This is a genomic window from Stieleria tagensis (assembly GCF_024129865.1).
Lineage (GTDB): Bacteria > Planctomycetota > Planctomycetia > Pirellulales > Pirellulaceae > Stieleria > Stieleria tagensis.
In genome coordinates, this window is record NZ_JAMYFE010000075.1 from 40,634 (window position 1) to 52,630 (window position 11,997).

At 59.3% G+C, this 11,997-nt stretch carries 12 protein-coding genes; 1 reads left to right on the forward strand and 11 read right to left on the reverse strand.

Annotation, left to right across the window (positions count from 1 at the left end):
- Nucleotides 1-25 precede the first annotated feature (25 nt).
- From NHH03_RS18240 to NHH03_RS18275, 8 genes are all read right to left on the reverse strand, one after another.
- Complete coding sequence (locus tag NHH03_RS18240; protein ID WP_253158424.1) at nucleotides 26-649, reverse strand: flavoprotein; 624 nt, start codon at nucleotides 647-649, stop codon at nucleotides 26-28.
- Between the two features lie 106 nt (nucleotides 650-755).
- A complete protein-coding gene (locus NHH03_RS18245; RefSeq protein ID WP_253158425.1) occupies nucleotides 756-1,034 on the reverse strand; it encodes a DNA-directed RNA polymerase subunit omega in 279 nt (92 codons plus the stop codon).
- Nucleotides 1,019-1,621 (reverse strand): guanylate kinase, encoded by a 603-nt coding sequence (gene gmk, locus NHH03_RS18250; RefSeq protein ID WP_253158426.1) that lies wholly within the window; start codon nucleotides 1,619-1,621, stop codon nucleotides 1,019-1,021. The genes NHH03_RS18245 and gmk overlap by 16 nt, the downstream gene beginning before the upstream one ends.
- A gap of 45 nt (nucleotides 1,622-1,666) precedes the next feature.
- Nucleotides 1,667-2,608: a YicC/YloC family endoribonuclease gene (locus NHH03_RS18255; protein WP_253158427.1), complete on the reverse strand. Its 942-nt coding sequence runs from the start codon at nucleotides 2,606-2,608 to the stop codon at nucleotides 1,667-1,669.
- Nucleotides 2,609-2,724: 116 nt separating this feature from the next.
- Nucleotides 2,725-3,417, reverse strand: a complete 693-nt coding sequence (gene secG / locus NHH03_RS18260) for a preprotein translocase subunit SecG (RefSeq protein WP_253158428.1) — start codon at nucleotides 3,415-3,417, stop codon at nucleotides 2,725-2,727.
- A 78-nt stretch (nucleotides 3,418-3,495) separates the two neighbouring features.
- Nucleotides 3,496-4,254: a triose-phosphate isomerase gene (gene tpiA, locus NHH03_RS18265; protein WP_253158429.1), complete on the reverse strand. Its 759-nt coding sequence runs from the start codon at nucleotides 4,252-4,254 to the stop codon at nucleotides 3,496-3,498.
- Nucleotides 4,251-5,288, reverse strand: coding sequence for a 3-deoxy-7-phosphoheptulonate synthase (gene aroF / locus NHH03_RS18270; protein WP_253158446.1), 1,038 nt, complete (start codon nucleotides 5,286-5,288; stop codon nucleotides 4,251-4,253). The genes tpiA and aroF overlap by 4 nt, the downstream gene beginning before the upstream one ends.
- Before the next feature lie 309 nt (nucleotides 5,289-5,597).
- The gene (locus NHH03_RS18275) at nucleotides 5,598-6,890 is read right to left on the reverse strand and encodes an anti-sigma factor family protein (RefSeq protein WP_253158430.1); all 1,293 of its coding nucleotides are present in this window, start codon (nucleotides 6,888-6,890) and stop codon (nucleotides 5,598-5,600) included.
- A gap of 320 nt (nucleotides 6,891-7,210) precedes the next feature.
- Here NHH03_RS18275 and NHH03_RS18280 point away from each other — a divergent pair, with 320 nt between their 5' ends.
- A complete protein-coding gene (locus NHH03_RS18280; RefSeq protein WP_253158447.1) occupies nucleotides 7,211-7,981 on the forward strand; it encodes a class I SAM-dependent methyltransferase in 771 nt (256 codons plus the stop codon).
- A gap of 52 nt (nucleotides 7,982-8,033) precedes the next feature.
- Here NHH03_RS18280 and NHH03_RS18285 read toward each other — a convergent pair whose 3' ends face one another.
- The 3 genes from NHH03_RS18285 to NHH03_RS18295 all read right to left on the reverse strand — a co-directional run bounded on the left by NHH03_RS18285 (nucleotide 8,034) and on the right by NHH03_RS18295 (nucleotide 11,751).
- Nucleotides 8,034-8,315, reverse strand: a complete 282-nt coding sequence (locus tag NHH03_RS18285) for a PEP-CTERM sorting domain-containing protein (RefSeq protein WP_253158431.1) — start codon at nucleotides 8,313-8,315, stop codon at nucleotides 8,034-8,036.
- Nucleotides 8,316-9,444: 1,129 nt separating this feature from the next.
- Nucleotides 9,445-10,065 carry a peptidylprolyl isomerase gene (locus NHH03_RS18290; RefSeq protein ID WP_390895590.1) on the reverse strand — a complete coding sequence of 207 codons (621 nt, stop codon included), beginning with the start codon at nucleotides 10,063-10,065 and terminating at the stop codon, nucleotides 9,445-9,447.
- Between the two features lie 324 nt (nucleotides 10,066-10,389).
- Nucleotides 10,390-11,751 (reverse strand): DUF1501 domain-containing protein, encoded by a 1,362-nt coding sequence (locus NHH03_RS18295; protein ID WP_253158449.1) that lies wholly within the window; start codon nucleotides 11,749-11,751, stop codon nucleotides 10,390-10,392.
- Nucleotides 11,752-11,997: the final 246 nt, after the last annotated feature.

Consider the following 11,997-nt stretch of genomic DNA (forward strand, 5'->3'; position numbering starts at 1 on the left):
CAGCGGATTCCGTTGCCCAACATTGTCACTCGTCGCCCGAGAAACGTCGATCGGAGGCAGCGAGAATTTCCCGCGCGGAATGCAAAATCATGTCCGGATCACTCATCCTCCCCATGCCTTGCACGCGGCAGGAGAGCCAACCCGAATCGGGGCCGACGAAATGACAGCCGTCTTGTTTCAGCTGATTCACGTTGCGCTGGACGGCTGGTTGCGACCACATCGGATCGCTCATCGCCGGTGCGATCAGGATCGGGGCCGCGTTCTGCAGATACAGCGTGCTGACCAGATCGTCAGCGATGCCGTGAGCAAATTTGGCCAACAAATTGGCCGTCGCCGGGGCAACAATCATCAAATCAATGTCTTTGGCCAGTTCGATATGAGCCCCCAGCGGGTGCGCGGCAGTATCAAACCCGTCCTGACCGACCGGTCGCCCCGACAGTGCCGCCAGCGTGGCTGCACCGAGAAATTCCGTCGCCGAGCGCGTCATCACCGTCTGCACGCGGTGCCCCGCCTGGGCCAAGCGGCTGCACAAGATCGCAGATTTGTAAGCCGCGATCCCACCACCCACGGCCAGCAGGATCTGACGAGACGATTCGTTTTGGGGCATCGGCAATGCAATCGGGGGAGAGAGAGCGGCGGTGGTTTTCATCGCCGCTGGGGTCGTCCTTCTACCGTAGCTGGGCCCGCCAAAGGTTCAATCCGTCTGAACCCTGGCGGGCACAGCTACAGGAAACATCACCGCGTCTTGCGACCGCCTACAGGTCCTCGACGTCCAAATCGGGGGCTTCGGCTGCGGCGATCGTGGCGTCCAAATCAAGTTCCTTGACCGGTTCGACCTCGTTGTCCATGTTCAAGATGATCTTGTCCTGCATGATTTCTTGCAGCACGATCGACATCTTGTCGTGGGTGTCCACATTGACCAGGGCGCGACTGCCCTGGTTCAATTGAACCAATCGTTTTTGGATCAAAGTACTCAATTTGAATCGACCGCCAACCTTGTTGACGGTTTCTTCGTCTTTTAGTTCTTCGAGCATGTGTGGGTCTCCTGGTGGTCTCGTAAGATTTGACAGATCTGGGCAACGGCGGTATCGACCGAACCGTTGATGATTTCGTATTGGTAGTGGTGCAAACAGGACATTTCTTCGGCTGCGGTTTCCAGCCGTTTTGCGATCGCTCGTTCGGATTCCGTGCCTCGATCACGTAGTCGACGCTCCAGTTCGTCCATGCCGCCGGGATGGATGAACAGTGAGATCGCATCAAACGCAGAGTGTTCCATCACTTCGACGGCACCCTGCACATCGATCTCCAAAATGATCCACTGGCCCGCTTCCAAGCCATCGGTCACTTCGCGACGCAAGGTTCCATACCAGTGTCCGGATCCGAACACCTCTTTCGATTCCAGAAACGCATCTTGCTCGCGCAGTTCGGCAAATTGCTGCTGTGAAAGGAAATGATATTCTCTTCCGTCACGTTCGCTAGGGCGCGGCGCACGCGTCGTCGCCGAGACGCTCAATCGCAGTGGTAGTCGGCACTCGGATAGCAACCGCCGGGTCACGGTGGATTTGCCCGCGCCACTGGGGCCGGACAGGATGATCAATCGTGGGGGTCTAAAATGGGTCATTGGGATGGCTAGGCGTGCGTCAAACGTGGATCTAGCGTTCTCTCACTATTCGAGATTTTGAATCAGTTCACGCATCCTTTCGAGAGCACATTTGATTTCGACGACCACAGCTGCCACGTCCGAGTGAGCTGATTTGGAGCCGATGGTATTGGTTTCGCGAAACATTTCTTGGATCACAAAGTCCAGCTTGCGACCGGTCGGTTCGTCGCGTCCGCTGCGCGGCTGGCTGTCGCCGTTGAGCACCGATTGGAACAATTTCAGGTGGCTGTCGAGTCGCGTGACTTCTTCGCTGACGTCTGCCTTGTCGGCATACACTTGAACCTCACGCAGCAGATCGACCGCGTGAACGTCCACGTCATAATCCTGCAGCACACGTTTGACTTTGGCATCCAAACGCAGCCGGTAGTTCTCTGCTGCCTGGGGGGCGAGCGACTGGACCGCGTCGACTTGGGCCGCGATCAACGAACACTCTTCCAACAACGTCGCAGCCATGTGCGCACCTTCGCGTTCCCGCATGGCCACCAATTGCCGCATCGCCGCGACCAGGATTTCATGGACCTGGGGCCAAACTTGATTGCTGTCGGCGGATGCATTCTGTGCCGACGAGAGTACACCCGGAAGTGATGTCATCGCGGCGACATTCAATATCACCTGGGGGTCGCCATCCAAATTCGCCTGTCGGATCGCATCACGGCATTGACGCGCGTAGGCCGACAAGATGGCTTCGTTGATCTGCACCGGCGTCTGGCCGGGGGCTTGGTCGATGGTGATCGACAAATTCACCGAACCGCGGTGCAGGTATTCGCGAACCACCGATTCGATTTTCGATTCCCAGCCGTACAGCGGTTCGGGGACTCGGATCGTCGACTTGAAACCGCGGTTGTTAACGGTCCGCAGCTCAATCGTCAGATTGCCCAGGTCCGTCATTCCCGCTGCATTGCCCTGCCCGGTCATGCTGCGAACGTTCGTTGCCGTGGCAATGGTCATGGGCGCCAATGGGGCAAGCCGGAAAGGGAGGACGGTTCAGATTGACAACAGCCGCGTCCAATCACGCGGCTGAAGCTACACAGACAGTTGGCAGAGATCGACAGAAACGATCGAACTCACTCGGCGGTCGTTGAATCAGCCGACTCGGTTTCCGTTTCGGTGGTTTCCGTTTCGGTGGTTTCCGTTTCGGTGGTTTCCGTTTCGGTGGTTTCCGTTTCGGTGGTTTCCGTTTCGGTGGTTTCGACTTCAGCCGGCTCCGTTTTGGTTGGTTCGGCTTCGGTGGTTTCGACCTCGACCGCTTCGGTTTCGGTTTCGGTCGGCTCGGTAGATTCAGCCGGTGTCAATTCCATCGATGGTGTGCCTTCGGTCGCGTCGACCTCGGCCATCGCGTCTTCGTCATCGCTGAGCGTTTCGCCACTGGTTTCGTCGGACAACAATCCGCTCAAACCACTCATGCCCGCAGCGGCCTGTTCAGCCTCACCGGCTGGGGAAACCAGCGCCGGGGTGTCTTCGGGGGCATAGTCTTCGTCGTCGGCGGTCATCGGTGGCACGCCTAGCGAGTACATGGCAATCGCACACACGATGCCCCAGATGATGGCCGAAACGGCGGTGATCAGGGTGAACGTGTCGCCGGCTTTGCTGCCGAACGCGCTCTGGCCGCCGGGACCGCCCAAGGCGCCCGTCAACCCACCGCCTTTGCCGCGTTGAACGAGGATCAACAGGATCAAGAACACCGAGAGGATGAACATGATCCAGCCCAGTGCGGCGCTACCGAGCGAGCCCAGGACGAGTGAGTGGTTGATGGTCATTGCAAAATCCGTTCGTGTTTCAGTGGTTCGCTAGGTTTTTGGTCGCGAGGCATCGCACTCGCATGTGTGGGATTGGCGTTAGGCGCCGGCGTTGATGATGGCAACAAAGTCATCGACAGCCAGGCTGGCGCCGCCGACCAGGGCACCGTCAATATTCGGTTGCCCCAGCAGTTCCTTGGCGTTGCCCGGTTTGACGCTGCCGCCGTATTGGATTCGCATTTGGCTAGCCACGTCCTCGCTGAAGATGTCGGCCAGCAATTTGCGGATGAACGCGTGAACTTCCTCGGCTTGTTCCGGCGACGCGGTCTTGCCGGTGCCGATGGCCCAGACCGGTTCATAGGCGATCACAACGCCCGGCGCCCGAGCTTCGTCCAGCCCTTCGAGCGAACCTCGCAGCTGGGATTCGACGACCGCTTCGGTCTTACCGGCTTCGCGGTCTTCCAGTGTCTCGCCGACACAGACGATCGGGACCAGGTTTCCCGCCAAGGTGGCGGCCAGTTTTTCGCTGACTTGGGCATCGGTTTCGCCCAGAATCGCGCGGCGTTCGCTGTGGCCCAGGATCACGTATCGGCAGCCGATGTCGGTCAACATCGCGGCATTGGTTTCACCGGTGTAGGCACCATCCTCGGCGGGGTACAGGTTCTGTGCTCCCAAACCGACTGCGGATCCAGCCAACACATCGGCGATACATCCCAGGTAAACCGAGGGCGGACAAACGGCCACTTCGACGCTGGGATGTTGGCCGACAGCTGCAGCCACGCCCTTTGCCAATTCCACGCCGCTTTGGGCGCGAGTGTTCATTTTCCAGTTTCCGGCAATGATGGTTCGGCGATTCACGCAATAGTCTCCGGCAGCGGTGAGATGGATTTTCCAAAGAGTTCAGCAAGCTGTTTCATCTGCGCGGCCACTTCGGCGTATTGTTCCGGCAGCAATGCTTGCGGCCCGTCGCTCTTGGCGACTTCCGGGCAATCGTGCACTTCGATGTGCACCCCGTCGGCACCGGCGGCCAAACCGGCCAGCGCACAAGCGGGGATGAGTTCGGGTTTTCCGGTCGCATGCGACGGGTCAACGATGATCGGTAGGTGGCTCAGTTGTTGCACCAAGGGCACGGCCGACACGTCAAACAAATTGCGTGTTGCCGGGTCAAATCCTTTGATGCCGCGTTCGCATAGCACCACGTTCATGTTGCCTTGCGACAAAATGTATTCGGCGCACATCAGCAAATCGTTGATCGTGGCTGACATGCCGCGTTTGAGCAGCACCGGGCGTTTCGAGGCACCGACTTCGTTCAGCAACGCGAAATTCTGCATGTTGCGAGCACCGACCTGCAACATGTCGGCGTATTCGGCAACCAGTTCCACCAACCGCGGATCGGTGACTTCGGTGACCACAGGCATGCCGTGCGCGTGTCCGGCATCACGCAGTCGTTTCAGACCTTCTTCGCCCAGCCCTTGGAACGCATAGGGGCTAGTTCGCGGTTTGAACGCACCGCCGCGAAAGATGTTGGCTCCGGCCGCGGCAACCTGCTCGGCGATCCGGTGCATCCGGTCTTCTTCTTCGACGCTGCAGGGTCCGGCGATCAGACCGATGTTTCCGCCACCAATTTTCACGCCGCCGACATCGACAATGGTGCCGTCGGGATGCGCTTCACGGGAGGCCAACTTATAGGGAGGCAGAACAGGAATGACTTTCGAAACCCCGGGGATGGCACGAATCGACTCCTCCGCAATCTGTGATTCATCACCGATGATTCCGATGATGGTGCGGAAAGTGCCCCGGCTGAGGTGGGCTTTTAAGCCAAGTGCCTCGACGCGTTCGATGACGTGGTCGACTTGATCGTCGGTCGCACCGCTTTTCAGAATCAGAATCACGGTAAAAGACTTGAGTGGAAGCGAGGATTCGGGCTGAGTGAACAAAAACGGATCGCTGGAACCAACCGCCGGCTGGCTACACGCGGACAAACTCGGACCTTGCATTCCAGCAAGGTCGCACTCGAGGCCCGCCGTTGATGTCGTCGGCTCAGTGCCCGCGGCCCGTGCCGTCGGCTTCGTTTTTGCCACCCCGTTTCGGGCGACAAAATCTAGAGAGCGTCAGAGTTTAGCTAGCCAAGGTGCATTTCGTCGAGGGCAAAGAAAGCGGAAACCGGTGCCGAATCAAACCCGGCCTGCCGATCACCAGCGCTATTTGACCAAAATCAGCAGATTGGCCATCGGATTCGGCCCCTTGGCCATGCTGATCGCCTCGGCTGCCCCGTTGGCAAACGTGCGATCTTCCAATTGCTGACTCCACAGCGCGAACGCTTGGTCAGTTTGGCCAATTAATGGCGAAGATTGGCCTTCATGGCGGATTTCGGTCGGGTCGATTGTCCGCACCGATTCGATCGCCCGCAACATCGGGGCTTCGGTGATCAACGAGAAACCAACCGACTGGATCCCCTGGCGATCGCTGGACAACCGGTTAAGCAATTGATCGAGCTTCTTGACCGGGCTTTCCAGCAACATCACCTGTCCGTCTTGCTTGCCAGCCAACAGTGGCTCGCCATCGTCAGCCACCACCGCCCGCGTCAGTGCGTCATCGATCTGACGTTCGTTACTGGAGTGAATCTTGACGTCGGCCAACGCTTTGCCAAACGCGTCATCTCTACGCCCCGCATCGGTCTGGATCACTTGCACGACCATCAACATCTGCAACGGTGTCGCTGGCGTGGCTTTTAATTCAGGGTCAGCCACCGAAACAGTCGCGGGACTCTCGATCGGTGAATTGGCATCCGGTGCCACCGCGGGGACCGAATTTGCCACCATCTCGGGCGTCGGATTTTCCGGCAACACCGTTTCTGGCACTGGCAAATCGGTGACTTCGATTTCCGTGGGCGCTGCGATGGCGCTTCGCGAGTTGCTGTCGGCCAACATCGGTCGCGACACGTCTGGCCCCGGGGCCAAATCAACGTCTGCACCAGCTGGCTGGCTTTCCGGAGCCGTCAATTCGCGCTCAAGCGACGGTCCGCCGGCCACCAACCCCGAGCCCGAAGAATCGCTGTGGTCGATCGTCGCAGATCGGATCAGGGCACCGGCGATCAATGCCGATGCGGCAAGTGCGGCAACCAACCCGGCAATTTGCCGAGTCCTGGCTGGGGATGACTTGGCTGGAAATAACCTGGCTGGAAATAACACAGCGCGCTGCGATGATTCCTGACGCCCGGCGATTTGCAGCGGGTGCCCGGCAGGCAACTGCTGTGCGCGAGCTTGATCGATGGCTGCCTGGACGACTTGATCGGCAAAATTCTGTGGCAGCGAGGGCACCGGCAGTGCCGCGCCGCGAAAGGCGTCGCGCTGTTGCCGAAGCTGTTCCATTCGGGTGGCAATCGCAGGGTCCGCGTTTAGCATCTGCTCGACGCGGGCGCATTCGTCGCCGCTGAGCGCGCCGTCCAGGTGCGCTGAAAGCAATTCGTCGAGCAGGTTGTCTGGTAATGCCATTTTGAAATCCGTCGCCTGCGATGCTCCGAGTCATTTCGGGACAGCAGGCTCCAATGATACAGTGGTCGGACGGTCGGAAGGGATCCGAGACGCCCCAGGGGTTTTTGGTGGCTACACTTCGCTCGCTTGCGATCCGCTTGCAGGCGGTTGCGGGTGTCCAAATGATCGGATGACCGTCAAGGGGCGAAAGTTCCCAAATTTCCAACCGCGGCTCGTGTTTTACAGCCCGATTGCTTGATTTCCGCCGTTTCAGCCCGTCTAGGGGGGCATCCGTGAACCACGACGCGACACTGAACATCAATCGACGCGTGTACGACCGAATGGCCGACGCTGGAAATCCGCTGTGCCGGCCGGCGAGCGAAGCCGAACTGGCCAATCCGCTGGCAGTCGTCGACCAAGCGGGATGGCTGGGCGGCAGCATCCGCGGCAAGCGAGTACTCTGCCTGGCAGCCGGTGGGGGCCGCCAAAGTTCACTGTATGCGGCGGCCGGAGCAGTGGTCACCGTGGTCGATTTGAGCGGCGCGATGCTGGAACTCGATCGCCGCGTTGCCGCCGAACGAGGCTACAAGATGCGATTGCTGCAAACGTCGATGGAGGATTTGTCGGGGTTGCCGACGTCCGAGTTTGACATTGTCATCCATCCGGTCAGCACCTGCTACGTGCCTTCGGTGGCACCGGTGTTCGCCGAAGTCGCACGCGTCATCTGCCCAGGCGGGCTGTACATCAGCCAACACAAACAACCCACGAGTTTGCAGTCGAACTACCAGCGTGGTGCCGGCGGCTACAGCGTCACCCATTCCTATTACCGCGACACGCCGGTTCCACCGCCCGCCACGCCGTCGGTCAGTTCACAGCGGTTGCGAGAAACCGGTGCCGTCGAATACCTGCACCGCTGGGAGGATTTGGTCGGGCTGATGTGTCGCAGCGGGTTTGTGATCGAAGACCTGATCGAACCGCTGCACGCCAAACCCGACGCAGCACTCAACACCTTCGCCGACCGCGCCAACTTCATCCCGCCCTATGTGCGGATCAAAGCTCGCCGCATCGGCACGGACCAACAAGAAAGCTCCGGCCGCAAGCTCATTCTCTGACGCTCGTTTGTCGCCGTCGTCTATTACGATCTCGACGATGCGGCGTCCGCGTTCAACGTCGGCGACGCAGCATCACCGCTGCCACACCGGACAACAGAAACGCGACTCCGGTCGGCTCTGGGATCGCGGTGAAACTCCCGGAAATGTTATTCCCACTCACGACGCCACTGCTGGTGTGGTTGGAGACCCGGGCGTTGGTGAGCGTGTTTGTGGGTGTTCCTACAGCGTAACTCAATAAAAAATCGTCTGCATCCGGGTCGACCGTGCCGACGGATGGCCCGGCTTCCTGGTCCGCAAAGGAGATGGCGAACCAGGCTGGCAAACGGTCTGGCATGGCTACAAACAGCTTCAGGGAATCCCTGACGGCCTCCGACTCGCTGGGAAAATCTGAATGCCAAAACTTGGGTAAAGACAAGCCGGCCACGGTTCAGACTCCCACGCACCAATGCCCGGTCTGAACCCTGGCGGGATCAGCTACAACGAGACTCCCCCAACCGTAGCTGGACCGGCCACGGTTCAGACTCCCACGCACCAATGCCCGGACTGAACCCTGGCGGGATCAGCTACGACGAGACTCCCCCCAACCGTAGCTGGACCGGCCACGGTTCAGACTCCCATGCACCAATGCCCGGACTGAACCCTGGCGGGATCAGCTACAACGAGACTACCCCCAACCGTAGCTGGACCGGCCACGGTTCAGACTCCCATGCACCAATGCCCAGACTGAACCCTGGCGGGATCAGCTACGACGAGACTACCCAACCGTAGCTGGACCGGCCACGGTTCAGACTCCCATGCACCAATGCCCGGACTGAACCCTGGGGGATCAGCTACAACGAGACTCCCGCCCAACCGTAGCTGGACCGGCCACGGTTCAGACTCCCACGCACCAATGACTGGACTGAACCCTGGCGGGATCAGCTACGACGAGACTCACTCCCAACCGTAGCTGGACCGGCCACGGTTCAGACTCCCATGCACCAATGCCCAGACTGAACCCTGGCGGGATCAGCTACGACGAGACTCACTCCCAACCGTAGCTGGACCGGCCACGGTTCAGACTCCCACGCACCAATGCCCGGTCTGAACCCTGGCGGGATCAGCTACGATGAGAATCCCCCAACCGTAGCTGGACCGGCCACGGTTCAGACTCCCATGCACCAATGCCCGGACTGAACCCTGGCGGGATCAGCTACAACGAGACTACCCCCAACCGTAGCTGGACCGGCCACGGTTCAGACTCCCATGCACCAATGCCCAGACTGAACCCTGGCGGGATCAGCTACGACGAGACTACCCCCAACCGTAGCTGGACCGGCCACGGTTCAGACTCCCATGCACCAATGCCCGGACTGAACCCTGGCGGGATCAGCTACGATGAGACATCGCCAGTGTAGGTTCCCATAGCGCAAAAAAAATGACCGCTCGCCTTGGCAGACGAGCGGTCAAACAGTGCGACCTGCTTACTTGTCGTCTTTCTTCAACTCACCGCTGTCTGCGATCGTGATCGGCAACTGAGTGGCACCACCGGCCGAACCGAGTGATTCGATTCGTTTGACGACCTCCATTCCCTCGACGACTTTGCCAAACACCACGTGTTTGCCATTCAGCCAAGAGGTGGGAATGGTGGTGATGAAAAACTGAGACCCGTTGGTGTTGGGGCCGGCATTCGCCATGCTCAACAATCCGGGAATGTCGTGGGTGAACGCGAAGTTTTCATCGGGGAATTTTTCGCCATAGATACTTTCGCCACCCGTACCGTTGCCGCGGGTGAAGTCGCCACCTTGCAACATGAACTCGGGGATCACGCGGTGAAACTTGCTGCCCTTGTAGTGCAATGGCACGCCCGCTTTGCCCTTGCCTTTCTCACCGGTGCAAAGCGCCCGAAAGTTTTCGACCGTCTTGGGGACTTCCTTTCCGAACAAGCCGATCACGATGCGTCCGGCGGGCTCGCCATTGATTTCAATGTCAAAGAAAACTTTGTCAGTGACCGTTGCTTTGGTGGCACTTTCGGCTGCAGAAGCGTTGTTTGTCATGGTTAGGAAGGTGGCCGCTAAAGCCAGCGTGAAAAAGGTTCGTAGCATGTGAAATTCCGATCGCGGGGAGTTTACAGGGAACGCGGGTAACGAACTAGCGGATCAAGTGCAGGCCGATGACCTGAGCAACCGCGTGGAGTCACATTATCACGCCGTAAAGTCGTTTGGCCAGTCCCGGCCAGCGGTGTTTCCTCTCGCTCTGTCGCTGACGCGTTTTGAAGCCAGCGCTTTTTGCGTGAGGCATTGAATTTTGGTAACCCGACGCGTCAGCGAGGGATCCCGTTAACACCCAAAATCCCTCGCTGACGCTTCGGGTTACCATCAAAGCGCTGCCTTCAAAATGTGTCAGCGGGTGGGGATTCAGGCAACGCACTAAGCAAAAATGCCGTCGACGACTTGGCCATGAACGTCTGTTAAGCGGAAATCGCGCCCGGCGTAACGATAGGTCAGTTGCTTGTGATCGATCCCCAACAAGTGCAACACGGTGGCGTGCAAATCGTGCATGTGAACGCGCTGCTGGCGGGCGTGGTATCCGAATTCATCGGTTTCTCCATAGGCAAATCCGGGGCGCACCCCACCCCCGGACAGCACCATCGAAAAACCTTGCGGATTGTGATCACGGCCGTTGGAACCCTGCACCACGGGCGTGCGTCCGAATTCGCCGCCCCAGATCACCAGCGTGTCGTCCCACAAACCGCGCCGCTTCAGATCCATGATCAGTGCCGCAATTGGTTTGTCCGTCGCCAATGCATTTTTCTCGTGGCCGACTTTTAAATTGCTGTGTTGATCCCAGACTTGGCCGCTGGAAACAGTGATGAAACGAACACCACTTTCGGCCAACCGCCGCGCCAACAGACAGCTTCGGCCGAACGAGTCGGTCACTTTTTCACCGATTCCATACTCTCGTCGCGTGGCGTCGGTTTCGGCATCCAGATCAAACACAGCCGGAGCAGCCGACCGCATCCGCCGCGCCAGATCGACCGCTTCGATCGCGCCTTCGATTTCACGATCAGGGCCGCTGCGGGCGAGATGTCCCGAATTCAGTGCCTGGATCAATTCGATGCGACGATCAACGCGCGCCGGGTCCAGCGAACCGGTCAGGTGCGGAATTTTGCCGCTGCCGGGTTTGCCGTTGCTGCCGATCGCGGTGGCCTGGTGCATCGCCGGCAGGAACGCGGCGCCATAGTTTCGTGGGCCCCCATGGGCAGTCGCCGGACCGATGGCGATGTGCGCGGGCAAATCCGGGTGACCACTGCCCAGCGCATAACTGATCCAGGCTCCGACGCTCGGCCGCACCAGATTATCGCTGCCGGTGTTGACCATCCCCACCGCTTGGCCATGGGATTGCCCACGCGTGTGCATGCTGCGAATCACGCACAGCGAGTCCGCCACGCCGGCCATGTGCGGCAACAACTCACTGACCCACAATCCGGATTGCCCACGGCGAGCAAAACGCCACGGTCCCTTCATCAGTTTGGGAACGGCATCCATGTTGGGCGGCAAATCAAACGGCAAGGGTTTGCCGTCGTCGGTTGCCAGTCGCGGCTTGTAATCAAAGGTGTCGACATGACTGGGGCCGCCATGCATGAACAAGAAAATGACTCGCTTGGCACGCGGCGGATGATGCAAGATGCCAGTCTGATCGCCACTCAAACCAGGAACCGCTGCGGTTGCCCCCAACGGTGACATCGCGGTGACGGCCAGCGACCCAAGCGCAAATCCGGCACGCCCCATCAGGCGGCGGCGATCGAGCTCAAACCCGCCACGCAGTGATTCGCCACGGCGGGAGTCGCAGCCACAGCCCTGGTTCGTTGTGTTGCTGTTGTGATTCATTTCCAAGTCCGGATGGCTACGTTGTTTGCGATTGGTCGGTTGCGATTCGGCGTCGGCTAACAGTTCTGAACTGTTGTGTTGTTGCGTGAGGCATTGGGTTTTCCTAACCCGACGCGTGAGCGAGGGATCCCGTTAACACCCTAAATC